Source organism: Microvirga tunisiensis, from assembly GCF_009296175.1.
GTDB classification, from domain to species: Bacteria; Pseudomonadota; Alphaproteobacteria; order Rhizobiales; family Beijerinckiaceae; genus Microvirga; species Microvirga tunisiensis.
On the sequence record NZ_VOSK01000122.1, the window covers coordinates 1 to 19,452 of the forward strand.

Annotated in this window: 20 protein-coding genes; 5 read left to right on the forward strand and 15 right to left on the reverse strand. The window is 64.1% G+C overall.

The window, feature by feature from the left end:
• Positions 1-458 (forward strand): transposase (locus FS320_RS23575; protein ID WP_192926324.1); only part of this gene is annotated, 458 nt, incomplete at its 5' end.
• Between the two features lie 299 nt (positions 459-757).
• Here FS320_RS23575 and FS320_RS23580 read toward each other — a convergent pair.
• Positions 758-982 carry a hypothetical protein gene (locus FS320_RS23580; protein ID WP_152714363.1) on the reverse strand — a complete coding sequence of 75 codons (225 nt, stop codon included), beginning with the start codon at positions 980-982 and terminating at the stop codon, positions 758-760.
• Between the two features lie 329 nt (positions 983-1,311).
• Here FS320_RS23580 and FS320_RS23585 point away from each other — a divergent pair, with 329 nt between their 5' ends.
• A complete protein-coding gene (locus FS320_RS23585; RefSeq protein ID WP_152714364.1) occupies positions 1,312-1,731 on the forward strand; it encodes a hypothetical protein in 420 nt (139 codons plus the stop codon).
• Between the two features lie 84 nt (positions 1,732-1,815).
• Here the strand turns inward: FS320_RS23585 and FS320_RS23590 are convergent, their stop codons facing one another.
• From FS320_RS23590 to hutI, 9 genes are all read right to left on the reverse strand, one after another.
• On the reverse strand, positions 1,816-2,958 hold the full coding sequence (locus FS320_RS23590) for a collagen-like domain-containing protein (RefSeq protein WP_152714365.1): 1,143 nt from the start codon (positions 2,956-2,958) through the stop codon (positions 1,816-1,818).
• A 116-nt stretch (positions 2,959-3,074) separates the two neighbouring features.
• Positions 3,075-3,866, reverse strand: a complete 792-nt coding sequence (locus FS320_RS23595) for an ABC transporter ATP-binding protein (protein ID WP_152714366.1) — start codon at positions 3,864-3,866, stop codon at positions 3,075-3,077.
• Entirely contained in the window at positions 3,863-4,639 is a 777-nt protein-coding gene (locus FS320_RS23600; protein ID WP_152714367.1) for an ABC transporter permease, read from the reverse strand. The genes FS320_RS23595 and FS320_RS23600 overlap by 4 nt, the downstream gene beginning before the upstream one ends.
• A gap of 108 nt (positions 4,640-4,747) precedes the next feature.
• A complete protein-coding gene (locus FS320_RS23605) occupies positions 4,748-5,689 on the reverse strand; it encodes an ABC transporter substrate-binding protein (RefSeq protein ID WP_152714368.1) in 942 nt (313 codons plus the stop codon).
• A 188-nt stretch (positions 5,690-5,877) separates the two neighbouring features.
• Positions 5,878-6,459, reverse strand: coding sequence for a HutD/Ves family protein (locus FS320_RS23610; protein WP_152714369.1), 582 nt, complete (start codon positions 6,457-6,459; stop codon positions 5,878-5,880).
• Entirely contained in the window at positions 6,459-8,123 is a 1,665-nt protein-coding gene (gene hutU / locus FS320_RS23615; protein WP_152714370.1) for a urocanate hydratase, read from the reverse strand. Before hutU ends, FS320_RS23610 begins: the two co-directional genes overlap by 1 nt.
• A gap of 16 nt (positions 8,124-8,139) precedes the next feature.
• A complete protein-coding gene (gene hutG / locus FS320_RS23620; RefSeq protein WP_152714371.1) occupies positions 8,140-8,970 on the reverse strand; it encodes an N-formylglutamate deformylase in 831 nt (276 codons plus the stop codon).
• Complete coding sequence (gene hutH, locus FS320_RS23625) at positions 8,967-10,502, reverse strand: histidine ammonia-lyase (RefSeq protein ID WP_152714379.1); 1,536 nt, start codon at positions 10,500-10,502, stop codon at positions 8,967-8,969. Before hutH ends, hutG begins: the two co-directional genes overlap by 4 nt.
• A gap of 11 nt (positions 10,503-10,513) precedes the next feature.
• Positions 10,514-11,716 carry an imidazolonepropionase gene (gene hutI, locus FS320_RS23630; RefSeq protein ID WP_152714372.1) on the reverse strand — a complete coding sequence of 401 codons (1,203 nt, stop codon included), beginning with the start codon at positions 11,714-11,716 and terminating at the stop codon, positions 10,514-10,516.
• A gap of 150 nt (positions 11,717-11,866) precedes the next feature.
• Between hutI and FS320_RS23635 the strand changes: the two genes are divergently transcribed.
• Together FS320_RS23635 and hutC are read left to right on the forward strand one after the other, a co-directional pair.
• Positions 11,867-13,225, forward strand: a complete 1,359-nt coding sequence (locus FS320_RS23635; protein ID WP_152714373.1) for a formimidoylglutamate deiminase — start codon at positions 11,867-11,869, stop codon at positions 13,223-13,225.
• A gap of 18 nt (positions 13,226-13,243) precedes the next feature.
• Positions 13,244-13,948, forward strand: a complete 705-nt coding sequence (gene hutC, locus FS320_RS23640; protein ID WP_152714374.1) for a histidine utilization transcriptional repressor HutC — start codon at positions 13,244-13,246, stop codon at positions 13,946-13,948.
• Positions 13,949-14,291: 343 nt separating this feature from the next.
• Here the strand turns inward: hutC and FS320_RS23645 are convergent, their stop codons facing one another.
• The 3 genes from FS320_RS23645 to FS320_RS23655 form a co-directional block, all read right to left on the reverse strand.
• The gene (locus FS320_RS23645) at positions 14,292-15,452 is read right to left on the reverse strand and encodes a cystathionine gamma-synthase (protein ID WP_152714375.1); all 1,161 of its coding nucleotides are present in this window, start codon (positions 15,450-15,452) and stop codon (positions 14,292-14,294) included.
• Positions 15,449-16,825 carry a pyridoxal-phosphate dependent enzyme gene (locus FS320_RS23650; RefSeq protein ID WP_162003186.1) on the reverse strand — a complete coding sequence of 459 codons (1,377 nt, stop codon included), beginning with the start codon at positions 16,823-16,825 and terminating at the stop codon, positions 15,449-15,451. The genes FS320_RS23645 and FS320_RS23650 overlap by 4 nt, the downstream gene beginning before the upstream one ends.
• Before the next feature lie 236 nt (positions 16,826-17,061).
• Positions 17,062-17,304, reverse strand: coding sequence for a hypothetical protein (locus tag FS320_RS23655; protein ID WP_152714376.1), 243 nt, complete (start codon positions 17,302-17,304; stop codon positions 17,062-17,064).
• A 62-nt stretch (positions 17,305-17,366) separates the two neighbouring features.
• Here FS320_RS23655 and msuE point away from each other — a divergent pair, with 62 nt between their 5' ends.
• Positions 17,367-17,951 (forward strand): FMN reductase, encoded by a 585-nt coding sequence (msuE, locus tag FS320_RS23660; protein ID WP_152714377.1) that lies wholly within the window; start codon positions 17,367-17,369, stop codon positions 17,949-17,951.
• A gap of 125 nt (positions 17,952-18,076) precedes the next feature.
• Here the strand turns inward: msuE and FS320_RS23665 are convergent, their stop codons facing one another.
• Both FS320_RS23665 and FS320_RS47230 read right to left on the reverse strand, forming a co-directional pair.
• Positions 18,077-19,273: a calcium-binding protein gene (locus FS320_RS23665; RefSeq protein WP_162003187.1), complete on the reverse strand. Its 1,197-nt coding sequence runs from the start codon at positions 19,271-19,273 to the stop codon at positions 18,077-18,079.
• On the reverse strand, positions 19,255-19,452 hold a 198-nt coding region (locus tag FS320_RS47230; RefSeq protein ID WP_210252216.1), incomplete at its 5' end, for a hypothetical protein. The genes FS320_RS23665 and FS320_RS47230, both read right to left, overlap by 19 nt.

Consider the following 19,452-nt stretch of genomic DNA (forward strand, 5'->3'; position numbering starts at 1 on the left):
ACTGCCCCTGGCGCCACGTCACAGTCAGCGAACGGCGCACGGCACACGACTTTGCCGCCAGCCTGCAGGAGCTGGCCGATGTGCACTACCCCGAGGCTGAGCGGATCCGGGTGGTGCTGGATAATCTCTCGACGCACACGCCCGGAGCGCTCTACGAGGCCTTTCCGGCCCCCGACGCGCATCGCATCTTGAGGCGGCTGGAGGCCCACTTCACCCCCAAGCACGCAAGCTGGTTGAACATGGCCGAGATTGAGATCGGGGTGCTCAAGCGCCAGTGCCTGGCTCGGCGCATCGACAATCGTGGGTGCCTTGAACGCGAGATCGCCGCCTGGGAGCGTGCGCGCAACGCCTCCGGTGCCGAGATCAAGTGGATGTTCACCACCGAACAAGCCCGCGCCAAGATGGGCCGTGCCTATCCCAACACCGTCCCGAGAGACCCACGCGCCAAAGAGTCATAATCTCTGTGCAGAGGAATTAGTTCGGCATGGGCGCTCGCTGAGGCGGATCCGGACTCATCAATGCCAGCGGTATGAGGGGCTGCGGTGGTCATCGAGCCCGCGGTGCTTTGGCACCCGACGAGGGCCATGAGGGATGCCACGGCGATTATGGTCTTTCCTGCTGCAGATGACATGGGTTGGACCTGCCGTAGCGTAGCGTTATTCGGCTACCTTAACACGGCACTGACTTTGCCTTCCCATCTGAACGTAGAGGGTCGGGCATGTTTGTTCGCTAGCCCTCGCCTGACCTGCAGCGACAATCAGGACGGGAGTTGTACGCTATTCTCATCATGAGCGGCTTCCAAGACCTTCGCCGGCGTGAGAGAGGATCGGCAATGGGAGACCTGCCGATGCAGAAGCGAAATGGCCGTGCGGGCCAGATCCCTGAACTGCTGCTGCAGGATCTCGGGAGCATCGTCCCAGTCGCCCGAATATTCGGCGGCATAAAACGCCTGCGCGACAAGCTCGACATGGTCTGGCTTCATGCAAGTCTCCCTGCACCTATTAACCAGATAGGTGCTTTGAGAGGCATTCGTTCCCTGCATCTTTAGGATTACCACTTACGAGAAGCAGGAAGTCGTTGAAATCGCTGAACCTGCTAACGCTTCCGAGCAGGGTCCGATTCTAGGATCATTTCCACAAGCGAAATTTGGCTCGTTCCGTGGCGATGGGGGCCGTCGCCGTTCATGAAGCAGGTTCGGAACGCTGTGCCATGCAGAAGCATTTTATCTACTACTCCTGGGTTATAGCTATGCTATCCTTAATTTCATGATGCACTCCCAATGCGTGGATTGCGCAATCTGAGACCTGGACGATGACGAACTTGGACGAGCTGAAGAGGACCATTGCCGCAACATGGCGCGACGAGGAAATGGCATCCTCGGCCTGCTACGGCGTCGACGCCTATTCGAAGAACTGGCCCTATGTCTTCATGGTCAATGACTGGCGTGTCTGGAACGAGAGCGGGCGAGACCTAAACCATGAGGTCGTCCGATGGCTCGACGAGGAAGGGGAAAGCTGGGAATTCTATCATCTGCTCGGTGAATGGGGATTGGTGGGTTTCGACGACCTGAGAGCTGCTACGCGCTTCAGGCATCGCTGGTTCGGGGCGCTCAAGGTGGTGTCCTCATCGGACACCCCATGGAACCCGCATCCGCTCAACGGCACCTTTGCTCCCAGCCTCGTGGATGAGGCCGCGATGCCGACTCGCAAAGACAGCCACGCGGTTCGTTAATTCCTCTGGACCAGTCCTGTTGCCCGCCTCTGATCGGTGACGACTAACGGACCGGAGGCGGGCCTTTCTCGACGGTCCGGTCGGTCACTTCTTCGCGCAGATCGCCCGGGCGATCATCCCTTTCGGGCTCTCGGCAGTGGAGAAGCAGTACACGCCGGCTTCATCCATATCGAGACGGTCGCCACGGTTGCAGGTGCCGTTGACCGGGTACTCGTCCTGCTCGCAGCGCGCCATGCATCGACCCTGGGATGCGCATTCCTGCACGAAGACGCGCAAAATCGTTCCGGCGAGCCCCGGCTTCCCTTCAGGTCCCATCTTTCCCTCCGGACCGATGGAACCCGGAGGTCCGGCAGGACCCGTGAGCCCAGCCGGGCCGATGGGGCCTGGAGGTCCGATCGGCCCGATGCCTCCGGCGACACCTTGCGGTCCCGGAGGCCCGGCAGGCCCCACGGGCCCGATAGATCCTTCCGCGCCAACAGGACCAGCCAGTCCGATCGGACCAGGTGGGCCGGCCGGTCCTGGTTCTCCCCGCAGCCCCGGCGTCCCCTGAGGTCCCTGCGGTCCCTGGTGGCCTGCAAGCCCCTGTGGCCCCTGCGGGCCGGGAGGACCCGCCGGGCCTTCGGGCCCGATAGGACCCGCTGGGCCCGCAGGGCCTGGCTGCCCTTCAGGGACGGCCCGCGCTTCCGTATTTCCTGCTGGTCCCGGAGGTCCAGCGGGCCCTTGCGCCCCAACCGGGCCCGCCGGTCCGGGCTCTCCGCGCGGCCCGGGAGGACCTGCAGCCCCTTGCGGGCCGGGAGGTCCTTCCGATCCTGGGTCGCCCTTTGGCCCGGGGGCTCCATCGCGCCCGGGTTCGCCTTGAGGGCCGGGCGGGCCTGCAGGCCCAGGGCGGACGGGTTCGACGGCCGCAGATTGCTCTGCTGCGCCCGATCCTTCCGGACCTTTCTGGCCGCAGAAGCCGACAACCGCCTGCCGCTGCTCATTCTCTGCCTGGAGGTTCACGACGCAGCTGGCGGGATGATAGGCGATCCGGAAGGTGAACCGCCCGTTGGCATCGGCCTTCGTCTCGAAGCGTTCATCGAGGAAGATCGACACCTGCCGTGGTTTGCTCAATCGTCCGACGACACGCAACTCGCCGGCGGTGATCATCGCCTGATCGATGACGATATCGGCCATGGCTGGCGTGCCGCTGGCGATCAGGATGGATCCGGCTAACAGGCGTTTGAGCATCGTGCCTTCCCCGTATCAATGACACGAAGCGTCGCCTGAAGAAGGCCGAAGCGTCAATTCACCCGGAAGGATATCGGGAGTGCCTTACGCCGTACGCATTGTGGCTGCAAAGAGTGCTAATGCACGCCTTCCGCCTGCATTGCCTCGACGCGGATCTCCTCCGTCAGCTGCGCCTTCAGGTTTGAAAACTCCGGCGTGGTCTTCATCGTGTAGTGTCGCGGGTGAGGCAGGTCGACGGGGATGTCGGCCTTGATGCGGCCGGGGCGGGCGGACATGACGATGACGCGGGAGGCGAGGAAGATCGCTTCCTCGATGTCGTGGGTGACGAAGAGCACGGTCTTGCGCTCGCGTTCCCAGATGCCCAGCAGCAGTTCCTGCATCAGGCCGCGGGTCTGGTTATCGAGGGCGCCGAAGGGCTCGTCGAGGAGCAGGATTTCCGGATCGTTGGCGAGTGCGCGGGCAATGGCGGTGCGCTGCTGCATGCCGCCGGAGAGCTGCTTCGGATAATGATTCTCGAAGCCGCGCAGGCCCACCTTCTCGGTGTAGGACGCGACGATCTCCTGACGCTCCGCTTTCGGCATGCCCTTCTCGCGCAGGCCGTAGGCGATGTTCTCAGCAATCGTCAGCCACGGAAACAGGGTATAGGACTGGAACACCATGCCTCGGTCCGCACCCGGGCCTTTGATCTCGCGGCCATTGAGCAGCACGCGTCCGCCGCTCGGACGGTCGAGGCCTGCCACGATGCGCAGGAGCGTGGATTTTCCGCAGCCGGAGGGGCCGAGAATGGTGATGAAGTCGTTCTGAGCCACCTGCAGGTTCGTGGGCTCGAGCGCGCGCACGGGAGCGCCGCCGCGCACGCCCGGAAACACCCGCGAGACGCTGTCGATCTGGAGGATCGCGCCGGTCATGCGAGCCTCCACGGGAAGAGCGAGCGGTTGAGAGCCTTGAACAGGAAGTCGGAGATGAGGCCGATGACGCCGATGACGATGATGCCGAAGATCATCTGACCGGTGGCCAGAAGCGCCTGGCTGTCGATGATCATGTGTCCGATGCCGGAGGACGAGCCGATGAGCTCCGCGACGATCACATAGGTCCAGGCCCAGCCGAGAACGAGGCGCAGGATCTCGGCGATCTCCGGTGCGTTGGCGGGGATGAGCACGCGCCTCACCACGCCCCGATCCTTGGAGCCCAGCGTGTAGGCGGCCTCCACGAGATCGCGACGGGTGTTGCCCACGGCGACCGCGACCATCAGGATGATCTGAAAGACGGAGCCGATGAAGATGACGAGGAGCTTCTGCATCTCTCCGATGCCGGCCCAGAGGATGAGAAGCGGCACGAAGGCCGATGCGGGCAGATAGCGTGCGAAGGACACGAAAGGCTCGAGGAAAGCCTCGAAGGACTTGTAGGCGCCCATCATGATGCCGAGCGGCACGGCGACGATTGCTGCAAGGACGAAGCCGCCGACGACGCGCCAGACCGTGATGCCGATATCGCCCATGAAACCGAAGCGGGTGAGCAGCAGCCATCCGTCCTGCACCATGGTGATCGGATCGGCGAGGAAGGTCCGCGAAACGAAGCCGCCAAGGGTCGCGACGGCCCACGCGGCGAGGAAAAGGATGAAGAAGGAAATGCCGAGCGTGACGCGCGTGCCCTGGCTGACGGGTTCGAGAGGACGAGGCATGAAGGATCTGCTCTGCCATCCGGACCTGGCGTGCCGGAGGGTGCTTGTGAGGAAATGATCAGGCGGCGGCCCGCGTGGAACCGGGCCGCCGCCGCGATAGGGAGAGCGTTACTGGATGAAGCTGGTATCGGCCAGCGCTTCCATGTCGGGCTTCTGCTTGATGATGCCGGTCTCCAGGAGCAGGTCGGCGGCTTCCGCCGAAAAGGTCTTGAACTCGCTCGAGAAGAACTTCTTGTTGGCCTCGCGGTTCTGCCAGCGCAGGAACTGGGCCGACTTGCCGAAGGCCTCGCCGGTCTGCTTCACGTCCGCACCCATGATTTCATAAGCCTTCGCCTGATCCTTGGCGATCATGTCGAGCGCTTCGAAATAGCTGTCGGCAAAGGCCTTCGCGGCCTTCGGGTTGTCGGCAAGGAATTTCGGCGTGCAGCCGAAGGTGTCCATGACCATCGGATAATCGAGGGTCGTGGCGATAATCTTGCCGGCCTGAGGGGCTGCGCGCACCGAGGAGAGATAAGGCTCGTAGGTCATGGCCGCATCGTTCTGGCCGGCGATGAAAGCCTGCGCAGCCGGGCCGGGCTCCATGTTGACCACGGTCACATCCTTCACCGAGAGGCCGTTCTTCTTCAGCATCCAGGAGAGGGCGAAGTAGGGCGACGTGCCGGGCGCGGAGGCGGCCACCTGCTTGCCTTTGATGTCCTTGATGGCAGCGATGTCGTTTTTCACCACCATGCCGTCAGCCCCGTAGCTCTTGTCGAGCTGGAAGATCTGCTTGGTGGGGACGCCGTTCGCGTTCCACACGATCCAAGTCTCGACCGTGGTAGCGGCGCATTGGATGTCGCCGGACTGGATGGCGAGGTGGCGGCTGGCCTGCGGGACCTTCTTGATCGTGACGTCGAGGCCGTTCTTCTTGAAGATGCCGGCTTCCTTCGCGAGCGTCAGGGGCGCGAAGCCCGTCCAGCCCGAGATGCCGATGGCCACCTTCGTCTCCTGCGCCGAGGCGGACCCGACCGCCAGCGCCAACACGGCCAAACTACCCAATACCGCCTTCATTGCAGCCTCCGTTCTATCCAAATCCTCTGGCTCGTTTCGCCGATCGCGCTCTCCGGTAGGTTCCAGGAATTCAGGCGCCGGGCATTCTTTTCGAGCGGGCGAATGGCACCATGCCGGAGCGGCAATGTCAAATGTATAGACATTTTGACCTGCCGCTGTTTTGGGCATCGCGCATCAAATATTGGCTCCTATGTCGACGGGTCAGGCGAGATCTCGACGAGGATCGCACGGCCGGTCCCGGAGAGCAGGACAAGTTCCTGCGTCGCCTCGAGCATTAGCGCATCGAGCGCCTGGAGTGAATGGATCGTCGAATCGAGCGTCACGTCGAAAGGACCATCGAGCGGGACGAGAAAGGCGACAATCGTGTCGTCCGACAGCAGCGCCACGCCGGATTCGATGAACCGCGCCCGGTGCCGGAACTGTCCGCGCCGCGTCATCACATTGAGGTCGCGGATCGGGCCCGAGAGGAGCCGCCCGATGGTGATGTCGTCACCGGAGAAGGAAAGCTTGGGGGTGGCCTTGTCGAGCGGATAAGCGATGCCCTCCACGTCGAGCTCGATGCCGTCGCCCTCGACCAGGATCAGCGTGCGGTCGATGCCGGGAAAGAGCGAAAACGGCCCGTCGGAGGCCACATCCGCCATGCTGATGCGCCATCCGAAGGTCTCGAATGTGGAGCCTTCCGGAAATGCGGCAACCTCCGCGGTGGTGCCGCCGTCGTTTTTCCAGGGAACGCGGACGAGATCCTCATTGCGGAAGACGCGCGCCGTCATCACCGCAGGCTCGGAAGATTGAGACCGTTTTCGCGGGCGCAGTCGATGGCGATGTCGTAGCCGGCATCCGCGTGGCGCATCACGCCGGTCGCTGGATCGTTCCAGAGCACACGCTCGATGCGCTTGGCCGCTTCCGGCGTGCCGTCGCAGGCGATCACCATGCCCGAGTGCTGCGAGAAGCCCATGCCGACGCCGCCGCCATGATGCAGCGAGACCCAGGTCGCGCCGGAGGCGCAGTTGAGCAGCGCGTTGAGGAGCGGCCAGTCGGACACTGCATCAGAGCCGTCCTTCATGGCTTCCGTCTCGCGGTTCGGGCTGGCGACCGAGCCGGAATCGAGATGATCGCGGCCGATCACGATGGGCGCCTTCAACTCGCCATTGGCGACCATCTCGTTGAAGGCGAGGCCGAGCCGGTGACGATCGCCCAAGCCCACCCAGCAGATGCGCGCGGGAAGGCCCTGGAACTTGATGCGTTCCTTGGCCATGTCGAGCCAGTTGTGCAGGTGCTTGTTGTCCGGCAGCAGCTCCTTCACCTTGGCGTCCGTCTTGAAGATGTCTTCCGGATCGCCCGACAGCGCTGCCCAGCGGAACGGCCCGATGCCGCGGCAGAAGAGCGGGCGGATATAGGCCGGCACGAAGCCCGGGAAGTCGAAGGCGTCGTCGACGCCTTCCTCCTTCGCCATCTGGCGGATGTTGTTGCCGTAATCGAGGGTGGGTACGCCCGCCCTGTGAAAGTCGAGCATGGCGCGCACCTGCGCGGCCATGGATTGCTTGGCGGCGTGCTCCACGGCCTTGGGATCGCTCTCGCGCTTGGCGTCCCACTGGCTAAGCGTCCAGCCCTTCGGCAGATAGCCGTTGATCGGATCATGCGCCGAGGTCTGGTCGGTCACCGCATCGGGACGGATGCCGCGGCGGTAGATCTCGGGGAAGATCTCGGCGGCGTTGCCGAGGAGGCCGACGGAGACCGGCCTCTTGTCACGGCACGATTGCTCGATGATGGCGAGTGCCTCGTCGAGCGTATCGGCGCGCTGGTCGAGGTAGCCCGTGCGCAGGCGCATCTCGATGCGGCTCGGCTGGCACTCCACCGCAAGGCAGGAGGCTCCCGCCATCGTGGCGGCGAGCGGCTGCGCGCCGCCCATGCCGCCGAGGCCGCCGGTGAGGATCCAGCGGCCGGAGAGATCGCCGTTGTAGTGCTGACGACCCACCTCCACGAAGGTCTCGTAGGTGCCCTGCACGATGCCCTGCGTGCCGATATAGATCCAGGAGCCGGCCGTCATCTGGCCGTACATCATGAGCCCCTTGCGATCGAGCTCATGGAACTTGTCCCAAGTGGCCCAGTGCGGCACGAGATTGGAATTGGCGATCAGCACGCGCGGCGCATCCGCATGGGTGCGAAACACCCCGACCGGCTTGCCCGATTGAACGAGGAGCGTCTCGTCGGCTTCAAGGTTTTTGAGAGCTGCCACGATGCGGTCGAAGCTGTCCCAGTCTCGCGCGGCACGGCCGATGCCGCCATAGACGACGAGTTCGCCTGGCTTCTCGGCGACATCGGGATCGAGGTTGTTCATCAGCATGCGCAAGGGCGCCTCCGTCAGCCAGCTCTTGGCCGACAATTCGGTGCCATGCGGAGCGCGGATCACGCGGGCGTTGTCGATGCGGGTCATGGGACGGATCCTCGGGTCAGGCTTTGGAACGGGCGAAGGTGAGACAGGTTTGAAGAATGAGAGTGAGTGCCGTCCGCATGGGCGCGGCATAATCCTCGTCGTAGACGCTGGGCCACTCGCATTCCGCTACAGGGCCGGGCGGCTCCTTCATGTAGCCGCGGCAGGCAAGCTCCATCTGGACGGCATGAATACCGGCCCGCGGATCGCCGAGGCTGCGCGTGATGTAGCCGCCCTTGAAGCGGCCGTTGACGACGTGGCTGAAGCCGCTGCCGAGGCAGATCTTTTCGACGGCGTCGCTCAGGGATGGGGCACAGGTGGTGCCGCCATTGGTGCCGATGTTGAAGTGGGGCAGGGTGCCGTCGAACAGGCGAGGTATGACCGAGCGGATCGAGTGGCAGTCATAGACTACGACTGTGGCATGCCGTGCCTGCAGCCGGTTGATCTCCGCGCGAAGGGTCGCATGATAGGGATCGAAGAAACGGACGCGGCGCTCGGCGATCTCGTCCTCCGTCGGCTCTGTCCCCGGCTCGTAGAGCGGCTCGCCGTCGAAGGTCGTCGTCGGGCAAAGCTCGGTTGTCGCCTGTCCCGGATAAAGCGAGACGCCGGACGGGTCGCGGTTCACGTCGATCACCGTGCGGGAGATCGTGGTGCGGATCACGGTTGCGTCGAGGTCGGCGACGAAATCGTAGAGTCGCTCGATCCACCAATCCGCATCCTTGCGCGCCAGCCAGGGCGAGACGAGGCCGCGTTCGTACGCAGCGGGAATCTCCGTGCCGGTATGCGGCAAGCTCACCACGAGCGGCGCTTCTCCACGGACGACAGTGAGCCAGTCCGGATACTCGCTCATGCTCGAACCTCATCGGTCACGAGCGGCAGCAGGTCGACGCCGGCGGCTTCCGCCAGGGCGCCGGAAACAACGAGAGCCGTGGCCTGCTGCATGTCGGGCGCCATGTGCCGGTCGTCATCGAGGTGCGGGATTTCCGTGCGCAGCAGCGCGCGGGCACGCTCGAGGCGCACGCTCGATTTCATGGGGGCGTGGAAGTCACAGCCCTGAACCGCGGCGAGCAGCTCGATGCCGATGACGTTGGCGGTATTCGCCGCCATCGGGAGGAGGCGCCTTGCCCCGTGGGTCGCCATGGAGACATGGTCCTCCTGGTTGGCGGAGGTCGGGATCGAGTCGACGCTCGCCGGATAGGCGCGCTGCTTGTTCTCCGATACGAGAGCCGCCGCCGTCACCTGCGGGATCATGAAGCCGGAATTGAGCCCGGGTTTCGGCGTCAGGAAGGCGGGAAGGCCCGAGAGGGCCGGGTCGACCAGCATGGCGATGCGCCGCTCGGCGAGAGAGCCGATCTCGCAGAGAGCCATGGCAATCATATCGGCCGCGAAGGCCACCGGCTCCGCGTGGAAGTTGCCGCCGGAGATGACCTCTCCGGTCTCCGAGAAGACGAGCGGATTGTCGGACACGCCATTCGCTTCGGTGCCGAGCGTTTCGCCCGCCTGACGCAGCAGGTCGAGGACCGCGCCCATCACCTGGGGCTGGCAACGCAGGCAATAAGGATCCTGCACGCGGTCATCGTTGGTGAGGTGAGACGCGCGGATGGCGCTGCCCTGCATCAGGGCGCGCAGGGATGCGGCGACCTCGATCTGCCCGCGGTGGCGCCGCAGCTTCTGGATGCGCTCATCGAATGGTCCGTCCGAACCCTTGGCGGCATCGGTCGCCAATGCGCCCGTGACGAGCGCGGCGCGGAACACGCGCTCGGCTTCGAACAGGCCGGCCAGCGCAAGCGCGGTCGACACCTGCGTGCCGTTGAGAAGCGCAAGACCTTCCTTCGGACCAAGCGCCAACGGCGCGAGGCCCGCTTGTGCCAAAGCTGTTTCTGCCGGAATGCGCACGCCGTCGACGAAGAACTCGCCGACGCCCATGAGCGCTGCCGTCATGTGGGCGAGGGGAGCCAGGTCGCCCGAGGCACCCACCGACCCTTGCCCAGGAATGACAGGAATGAGGTTGGCGCGCAGGCAAGCCGTCAGGTGCTCGATGGTGGACCAGCGCACGCCCGACGCTCCTTGAGCGAGGCTCGCGAGCTTGAGGGCCATGACGAGCCGCACCACCGCAATCGGCAGGGGCTCACCGACGCCTGCCGCGTGCGAGAGCACGATATTGCGCTGGAGAGTCGCGAGATCGGCGGTGCCGATGCGCACACTCGCGAGCTTCCCGAACCCCGTGTTGATGCCATAGACCGGCTCACCCTTGGCCACGATGGCCTCGATGGTCCTGGCGCCGGCTTCGATGGCGGCGCGGCAATCCTGATCGAGTGCCACCTCTGCGCCGAAATAGACTCGTGCCCAATCGGTCAGAGAAACGGAGCCGGGATGAAGCATTACTTCTTGAGTCACTGTCCTCTCCAGACACGGGCGTGAAGCGGGTTGAATCCGATGCGGTAGACGAGCTCCGCCGGGCGTTCCATGTTCCAGATCGCGAGATCGCACGACTTGCCCGCTTCCAGCGTGCCGATCTCACCAAGCTTTCCGAGGGCGCGCGCCGCCTCTCTCGTGACGCCGGCGATGCATTCCTCGACCGTCATGCGGAACAGGGTCGCGCCCATGTTCATGGTGAGCAGGAGCGATGTCAGCGGTGAGGTGCCGGGGTTGCAATCGGTCGCCAGCGCCATGCGTGTGCCCACTTTACGGAAGGCGGCAACCGGCGGCGCTTTCGTCTCCCGCAGCATGTAGAAGGCGCCCGGCAGAAGCACCGCGACCGTGCCCGCCTTCGCCATCGCCGCAGCCCCATCCTCGTCCGTGTATTCGAGGTGATCGGCGGATAGGGCTCCATAATCGGCGGCGAGCTTCGCGCCGTGCAGGTTGGAGAGCTGGTCGGCGTGAAGCTTGATCGTCAGACCATGCGCCTTGGCGGCGTCGAACACGCGGGCCGTCTGCTCAGGGGAAAAGGCGATGCCCTCGCAGAAGGCATCGACCGCGTCGACTAGTCCTTCGCGGGCAAGCGCCGGCAGCATCTCGTGGCAGACCTTGTCGATGAAGGCCTCCTTGTCGCCGTTCGCCTCCGGCGGCAGGGCATGGGCGCCGAGGAAAGTGGTCGTGATGGATACGGGGCGCACGTCGGCAAGACGCCGCGCGGCGCGCAAGGACCGGGCCTCGGTCTGCAGGTCGAGGCCATAGCCCGACTTGACCTCGACGGTGCTGCAGCCTTCCGCGATGAGATGGTCGAGGCGGGGCAGGGCGCTGGCGACGAGCTCATCCTCGGTTGCTGCGCGGGTGGCCTTCACGGTGGAGACGATGCCCCCGCCGGCGCGGGCGATCTCCTCGTAGCTCGCGCCGTTCAGCCGCAGCTCGAACTCATGCGCCCGGTCGCCTCCGAAGACGAGATGGGTGTGGCAATCGACGAGGCCGGGGGTGATCCAGCGACCTTGGCAGTCGATCCGCTCGGCCGCATCCCAACCGGTCGGGAGATCCTTCGCCGGTCCGGCAAAGGCGATCCGGCCATCCTTGGCGGCAACGGCTCCGCTCTCGACGATGCCGAGACCGTCACCGGCCAGAGTAGCAAGGCGAGCATTGAACCAGACCCGGTCGAAGCGCATGTTCCTGCTCCGGTGAGGTTGCGATAATGTCTATACATAATCGCGAAAGATCGATATTGTCTAGATGTATTCGATCGGCTCTGATGGTCCGGCGTCGGCATGGCTTTTTGGCGGCTGTGGTCCGGGGCCATCGACAGTGAAGGTGTCAGCATGCGCAGGCTCATTCTCGATCACGCCCTTCTGCCGGACGGCTGGGCGGAGAATGTCGGGATCGACATCGACGGCGGGATGATCCTCGCCGTCCATGCGAATGCCTCCGCCGACGGACGCGAGCGCATCGCCGGGATTGCGCTTCCCGGATTGCCGAACCTGCACTCTCATACCTTCCAGCGCGGCATGGCGGGGCTTGCCGAAACCCGAGGACCGGAAGGGGACAGCTTCTGGACCTGGCGGCAGGTCATGTATCGGTTCCTCGGCTCACTCACTCCGGACGATGTGGAGGCCATCGCGGCCTTCGCCATGATGGAAATGCTCGAGGGGGGCTTCACTGCGCTCGCCGAGTTCCATTATCTGCATCGTGATGTCGACGGCCGCCCATATGCCGATGTCGCGGAGCTCTCCCATCGTATCGCGGCTGCGGCACAGGAGACCGGCATGGGCCTGACACTCCTGCCGGTCTTCTATGCGCAAGGCGGCTTCGGCGGCGTGGCGCCGACTGAGGGCCAACGGCGTTTCATCAATGACGTGGACAGCTATGCCCGGCTGCTCGAAGGTGCTCGCAAGGCCGTGGCCGAGCTCGATGATGCCGTCATCGGCGTCGCGCCGCACAGCCTGCGCGCCGTCACGCCCGAGAGCCTCCGCGATGTCGTGCCGCTGGCCGGCGGGGGGCCGATCCACATCCACATCGCCGAGCAGGTGAAGGAGGTCGAGGATTGCCTGACATGGTCGGGCCAGCGCCCCGTCGCATGGCTGCTCGACCACGCGCCTGTCGACCGGCGCTGGTGCCTGATCCACGCAACCCATCTCGATGCGCGGGAGGTCAAAGGCATCGCGATGAGCGGCGCGGTCGCGGGCCTGTGCCCGATCACGGAGGCCAATTTGGGCGACGGCATCTTCGAAGGAGCCGACCATCTCGCGGCCGGAGGCCGGTTCGGCGTCGGGTCGGATTCCAACATCGAGATTTCGGCGTCGGCGGAACTCAAGCAGTTCGAGTACAGTCAGCGCCTCAAGCACCGCGCCCGCAATGTCCTGGCCCGGCGCGAGGGCCAATCGACCGGGCGCAGCCTCTATGACAGGGCGCTGGCAGGCGGCGCTCGGGCGCTCGGCCGTCGTATCGGAGCCATCGAGGCAGGGCAGCGCGCCGATCTCGTGGTGCTCGATGCCGGCTACCCGGACCTCGCCGCCGTCTCAGGGGACCGCTGGATCGATTCTTACGTGTTCGTCGCGGGCAAGGCTGCCATCGACACGGTGTTTGTTGCGGGCAATGCCGTTGTCAGGAGCGGCCGGCACATTCACCGTGAAACGATCCGCGCTCGCTACGGGCGCGCCATGGCTCGGATCCTGGCATGAGAGAAGACTGAAGGCGGCATGAAACATCTGCACCAGCGCATCCGCGACGATATCGAGGCCCGGATCATGTCGGGCGAGTGGTCTCCGGGCCATCGCATTCCATACGAGCACGAGCTGATGACCGAATACGGCTGCTCGCGCATGACGGTGAACAAGGTGCTGTCGACGCTCGCCGCCAACGGCCTCATCACGCGGCGACGCCGGGCGGGCTCGGTGGTGGCGGAGCCGAGCAGCCAGCAGGCCGTGCTGCAGATCCAGGATTTCGCGCTCGAGGCGGCGCGGGCCGGCATCGAATATCGCTTCAAGATCCTGCACCGCTCCATCGAACCCATCGATGCCGCCGCCGCACAGCGTACCGGTCTGCCGGTGGAGACGAAGATGCTCTGCCTCTCCACGCTTCACGTCATGGATGACGTGCCGCAAGCCTTCGAGCAGCGCCTGATCAACCTGGCTACCGTGCCCGAAGCCGACCAGGAGGCGTTCAAGGACGACCCGCCCGGCACATGGCTGCTGCGGCGCGTTCCCTGGACGGATGCGGAGCACATCGTGCGCGCCGTCAACGCGGACAGCACGATGGCGAAGCGCCTGCAGGTTCAAACGGGAACCGCCTGTCTCGTGCTGGAGCGGCGCACCTGGCAGGCGGGCGCCTTCGTGACCGAGGCGAGGATCACCTATCCTGGTGACCGTCACCAGCTCGTCGGGCGATTCTCGCCGGTTGCGTGACGGTCCTTGTCATCCCCGGCGAGCCGCAGGCGAGGAAAGGATGCTCTCACTGTCTTTCCGGGGCGAGCGCCAGCGAGAGCCCGGAATCCATAGCCGCCAGCGTTGCGGAAAGAAATGCAATGCTGGACGCTCTTCCTTGATACGTCGTGTTTATGGATTCCGGGCTCCGCTGCGCGGCCCCGGAATGACATGGCGATACCCTCTCCTCGTCATGGCCGGGCTTGTCCCGGCCATCCCGATCCGGAAGAGCGTTGCGCCTCAATCGATCGAGATCACCGGCACAAGGCCGGTGATGACGAGCGCATGTTTCGAGGCACGGGACCACGACTAAGGAGCTAATCGCTTACGACAGCGCCGAGCGCAAATCCTGAATCAGGTCGTCCGCATCCTCGATGCCGACCGACAGACGCACCAAGCCATCGTCGATGCCGAGCTCAGCCCGGACCTCCGGCGGCACGGAGGCATGGGTCATGATCGCCGGATGCTCGATCAGGCTTTCCACGCCACCCAGACTCTCGGCGAGCGTGAAGAGCTGGCAGCGCTCCAGGAAGCGTGTCGCGCCGTCGAGGCCGCCCTTGATGCGGGCGGTGATGATGCCGCCGAAGCCGCGCATCTGGCGCTTGGCCAGCTCGTGCTGCGGATGCGAGGCGAGGCCCGGATAAATCACGCCGTCCACGCCTGGATGGCTTTCCAGGAACTGGGCGATCTTGAGCGCCGAGGTGCAGTGCCGCTCCATGCGCAGCGAGAGCGTCTTGAGGCCGCGCAGGGCCAGGAAGCTGTCGAAGGGTCCGGAGACGGAACCGACGGCGTTCTGCAGGAAGGCGATCTTCTCCCGAACCTCTTCATTCTGGCCCACGATGACGACACCGCCGACCATATCGGAATGGCCGTTGAGGTACTTTGTCGTGGAATGCACGACGATGTCGAAGCCGAATTCGAGCGGGCGCTGCACCCAAGGGCTGGCGAAGGTGTTGTCGGCGACGAGCCAGGTGCCGTGCCCGCGCGTCGCTGCGGCAATGGCTTCGAGGTCGGCGAGCTTCAGGAGAGGGTTGGTGGGCGTCTCGACCCAGACGAACTTGGTGTTGGGACGCAGAGCCGCCTTCACCGCATCCGGATTCCCAAGATCGACATAGGTTATGTCGAGCCCGGCCGATTTCCTGCGCACGCGCTCGAAGAGGCGACGCGTGCCGCCGTAGAGATCGTCGGAAGCCACGATGTGCGAGCCATGCTCCAGCATGTCGAGCACGGTGGCGCTCGCCGCGAGTCCGGATGAGAAGGCGTAGGCCGCGGTGCCCTCCTCGAGATCCGCGATGCATCGCTCGAAGGCCATGCGGGTCGGGTTCTGCGAGCGGGCATATTCGAAGCCCTTGTGAACGCCTGGGCTTTCCTGCGCGAAGGTCGAGGTGGCGTAGATCGGCATCATCACCGCACCCGTGGTGGGATCCGGCGACTGGCCTGCATGGATGCAGCGGGTGGCGAAATCGAGCTGGTTGCGGGCGGTCATGAGGCCTTGATCCGGAAGAAGTTGATGAGGTCGATGCGGGTGGCGAGACCGACGAAGGTGTCGCCATCCATGATCACCGGCACGAGACCGGCTGCGAAGAGGGGCAGAAGCTCCTTGACGGGAGCATCGGCGGAAATCGTCTGCAGGCGCGACACCATCACGTCGCGCACCGGCTTGTCGAAGACGCTCTGGGGAGTGCCCTCATTGGCGACAAGCGCATCGAGGATGTCGCTTTCGTCGATGAGCCCGACCACATGACCATCTTCGATCACCGGCAGCTGCGAGATGTCGGAGGAACGCATGCGGGCGAAAGCGGAGCGCAGGGTCTCGCTGGGCGACACGAAGATGGTCGCGCCTTCGCCGAAGGGATTGATCACCACATCGCGCGCGGTGCCGGTCGTCTTGCGGTCCAGCCAGCCTTCCTGCGCGATGAAGGCATCGTTGAACACCTTCGACAGGTACTTGGCGCCCGTATCGCACACGAGGGTGACGACCCGCTTCGGTTCCGTCTGCTCGCGGCAATAGCGCAAGGCGGCCGCGAGGAGGGTGCCGGAGGAGGAACCTGCCAGGATGCCCTCCTTGCGCAGGAGCTCTCGCGCTGCCGAGAAGCTCTCCTTGTCGCCGATGGAATAGGCCTTCTTCACCAGCGAGAGGTCGCAGTTCGGCGGGACGAAATCCTCGCCGATCCCCTCGACGGCCCAGGAGCCGGCTTCGGTCATCTGTCCGGTCTCGACCAGCGGGGCGAGGATCGAGCCCGCGGGATCGGCCAGCACCATTGCGGTCTTGGGCGAGGCTTTCTTGAGATAGCGCCCGACGCCCGTGAGGGTGCCGCCGGAGCCGACGCCGACCACGACGGCATCCACGTCGCCCTCCATTCCTTCCAGGATCTCAGGGCCGGTGCTCGCCTCGTGGGCGGCCGGGTTGGCGGGGTTCTCGAACTGATTGATGTAGACGGCGCCGGGCGTCCTGCTCGTGATCGTCTGGGCGAGGTCTTGGTAATAATCCGGGTGGCCCTTGCCCACATCGGACCGGGTGATGACGACCTCGGCGCCCAGGGCCTTGGCGTGCAGGACCTTCTCCCGGGACATCTTGTCCGGCACCACGAGGAGCGTGCGGTAGCCCTTGCTGGCGCCGACCAGCGCCAAACCGACGCCGGTGTTGCCGGCTGTCGCCTCGATGATGGTGCCGCCCGGTTTCAGGCGTCCGTCGGCTTCCGCCGCTTCGATCATGGCGCGCGCCGGACGGTCCTTGATGGAGCCGCTGGGATTGGCGCTCTCAAGCTTGAGGAAGAGCCTGCACGAACCGGTGTCCAGACTCGTCACCTCGACGAGAGGCGTTTTTCCGATCAGGTCCAGGGCTCCATGGGCGGCCACTTCGCATCTTTCTTATGTGGAATAGATTATTTATTTCTTTTTTGACGTGAAACCGGATTGTCCTTACAGATCCTTCTGTGGATTGTCACCTGTCGTTCTGATCACTCAACTTCGATCCACTGCCTTTGCTCCCTTGGGACCGGCGGCCCGATCCGCTTCGGTCGAAGCCGGACGCACCTCGCGCGGCAGAATCTCCCAAAGCACTGCAAAAGAGAAAATTTTTCTTTTTGTTCGGTTTAAAGAACAATTGCGTTGACAGAGCGGATATCGCGGATGAACCTGCTGCTGTTTTCAGGGCTCTGGAGCCTGCGAAAACCGCGGTGATTTAAGGTGTGAGCAACTTGCGCCGCGTGTTCAAACGCTAGCGCATTGCGCGGAAAAGTGGACACGGTTTTCACTGACGCGAACCGTCGGTTCGCGCCGAGCGATGCGTCAGCCAGGAAAGGGAACATCGGATCAATTCCAAAAGTGGAATCCATTTTTGGATCCGATGCCAAGGTGCTGCGAGGCAAAGGACGCCTCGCATCAGAAAGGGTTCTCCATGACGCACCCTCGGATTGTCGGCATCGCCGGCAGCTTCCGCCGCCCGTCCAAGACACGGTCTCTTGTCGAAACGATCGGTGCCGAAATCGGGCGGACTCGATCGGTCGACTTCGTCGTTCACGATCTGGTGGAAATCGGACCTGGTCTCGGCGGTGCCTTCTCGCGCACGCAGTTGGCGTCGGACGCCGCCCGCGTCCTCAGGGACATCGAGACCGCGGATGCCCTGATCGTGGGAACCCCCGTCTTCAAGGGATCCTATACGGGCCTGTTCAAGCATCTGTTCGACCTCGTCGAGCCCGACGCGCTGAGGGACGTGCCCGTGCTGCTGACCGCGACGGGCGGTGGGCTGCGCCATGCCCTCGTCGTCGAGCATTATCTGCGCCCGCTCTTCGGCTTCTTCGAGGCGCTCACCATCCCGACCGCCGTCTATGCGAGCGAGAGTAATTTCATCGACGGCACGCTCGTGGACGCCGCCGTGCGCGAACGGGCCTCGACGGCCGCCGCGCAGCTCTCGGCTGTGCTCGGTCAACGGGTCGAGCAGACACGCAGCCGTGAACCGGTACGGCTTGCCGCCGTCCGCTGAGCGGCAGCTCATGTGAGTGAGCGATTCTGAAGCGGCCTAAGCCGGCCGCATTCTTGCTCTGCTCAAAAGATCAAAAAGAAAGGGCCCCATAGCCGTTGGCCGGGGCCCTCTTTCATTCCGACGCGTTAGATCACGAAGAAGTCCTTGTAGGTCAGCTTGAGGTTCTTCGAGAGCTGTGCGAATTCCACGGCCTCCTTGGAACCCGATCCGTCGGCATCGTAGCTGAGGACGCCCGTCTTCTTGTTGTAGATCAGGTAGTCGTCCTTCTCGCGTGCCTTGGTGCCGGTGACGAAGAACTCCTTGTTCAACTGTCCCGGATCCGACGACGTCCCGCTCCCGAGCTTCCTGAAGATGGCGTTGTCGAGCCAGAGGCTGTCGGACGTGACGTTGAAGTCCTTGATCGTGTCGAAGTTGACCTTGCGATCAGTGCTGGGTGTCCCGAGCTTGTCGCTGAACACGAAGGCATCGCTTCCCGCATTCCCGTAAAGGATGTCGTTGCCGAAATCGCCATCGATCACGTCGTCGCCGGAACCGCCGACGACCGTGTCGTGACCGCCGCCGCCATTCACGTGGTCGTTGCCGGCATCGCCATAGACCTTGTCGTTGCCGGCGCCGCCATAGACACGGTCGTTGCCGATCCCGCCATAGACCAGGTCGTTGCCGCTGTCGCCGTAGAGCCAGTCGTCGCCGCTCTCGCCATAGACCTTGTCGTTGCCAGTGCCGCCGTAGAGCTTGTCATCCGCGCCACGGCCCTTGATCACATCGTTGCCGCCCTGGCCCTTCATGATGTTGATGTTGTCATTGCCGGTGAGGGTGTTCGCCTTGGACGTGCCGTTGCGGACTTCGGTCCGAACTGCGGGAATTCCAGGATCGCCGGGAGTGCTCGGAGTGCCGGGATTGCCAGGAGTTCCAGGACCGATCGGAGTGCCGGTGCCGCCAGGAGTGCCGGAGTCGCCAGGAGTTCCAGGATCGCGGGGGTTGCCAGGGTCGACCGGATTGGGCTCCCACACTTTGCCGATCAGACGACCGTCTGAGAATTGTAGGATCTCTATGTCACGCAGAGTATCAGTGCCGATACCTGACCCAGTCAGTTCGCGCTCGGCATTCTTGGTTACGATAGTGTAGTCCGATAGCTTCCCAGCATAGATGACCGTATCTGTGCCACCTCCGCCCACGAGCGTTTCGTCGCCAAGTCCGCCATCGAGCGTATCATCGCCATCGAGACCATACAGGTAGTTGTTCGCGTCATTGCCGGCAATGAGGTTATTGAGTTCGTTGCCCGCGCCCTGAATAACGAGCCCGATCAGCCGAAGGTTTTCCACATTGGCTGCCAAAGGGTTACCGGCATTTTCCGTAACATTGGCAAAAGTCCGGGCTGAGCTGGCGGGTCGGGGTTCCGGCGCAGCGACAATTCTGATTCAATCCCCTGCATGTCACCGGCCCCGGATCTTGATGGCCTGTCGAACGCCGATCTGAAGCGGTTGGTGCTGGAGCTGTTGGG

Excerpts from the sequence above, each read along its gene's own strand:
- FS320_RS23580 (WP_152714363.1), bottom strand. The coding sequence starts at position 982 with ATGAAGCCAGACCATGTCGAGCTTGTCGCGCAGGCGTTTTATGCCGCC.
- FS320_RS23585 (WP_152714364.1), top strand. The coding sequence starts at position 1,312 with ATGACGAACTTGGACGAGCTGAAGAGGACCATTGCCGCAACATGGCGC.
- FS320_RS23590 (WP_152714365.1), bottom strand. The coding sequence starts at position 2,958 with ATGCTCAAACGCCTGTTAGCCGGATCCATCCTGATCGCCAGCGGCACG.
- FS320_RS23595 (WP_152714366.1), bottom strand. The coding sequence starts at position 3,866 with ATGACCGGCGCGATCCTCCAGATCGACAGCGTCTCGCGGGTGTTTCCG.
- FS320_RS23600 (WP_152714367.1), bottom strand. The coding sequence starts at position 4,639 with ATGCCTCGTCCTCTCGAACCCGTCAGCCAGGGCACGCGCGTCACGCTC.
- FS320_RS23605 (WP_152714368.1), bottom strand. The coding sequence starts at position 5,689 with ATGAAGGCGGTATTGGGTAGTTTGGCCGTGTTGGCGCTGGCGGTCGGG.
- FS320_RS23610 (WP_152714369.1), bottom strand. The coding sequence starts at position 6,459 with ATGACGGCGCGCGTCTTCCGCAATGAGGATCTCGTCCGCGTTCCCTGG.
- hutU (WP_152714370.1), bottom strand. The coding sequence starts at position 8,123 with ATGACCCGCATCGACAACGCCCGCGTGATCCGCGCTCCGCATGGCACC.
- hutG (WP_152714371.1), bottom strand. The coding sequence starts at position 8,970 with ATGAGCGAGTATCCGGACTGGCTCACTGTCGTCCGTGGAGAAGCGCCG.
- hutH (WP_152714379.1), bottom strand. The coding sequence starts at position 10,502 with ATGCTTCATCCCGGCTCCGTTTCTCTGACCGATTGGGCACGAGTCTAT.
- hutI (WP_152714372.1), bottom strand. The coding sequence starts at position 11,716 with ATGCGCTTCGACCGGGTCTGGTTCAATGCTCGCCTTGCTACTCTGGCC.
- FS320_RS23635 (WP_152714373.1), top strand. The coding sequence starts at position 11,867 with ATGCGCAGGCTCATTCTCGATCACGCCCTTCTGCCGGACGGCTGGGCG.
- hutC (WP_152714374.1), top strand. The coding sequence starts at position 13,244 with ATGAAACATCTGCACCAGCGCATCCGCGACGATATCGAGGCCCGGATC.
- FS320_RS23645 (WP_152714375.1), bottom strand. The coding sequence starts at position 15,452 with ATGACCGCCCGCAACCAGCTCGATTTCGCCACCCGCTGCATCCATGCA.
- FS320_RS23655 (WP_152714376.1), bottom strand. The coding sequence starts at position 17,304 with ATGGATTCCACTTTTGGAATTGATCCGATGTTCCCTTTCCTGGCTGAC.
- msuE (WP_152714377.1), top strand. The coding sequence starts at position 17,367 with ATGACGCACCCTCGGATTGTCGGCATCGCCGGCAGCTTCCGCCGCCCG.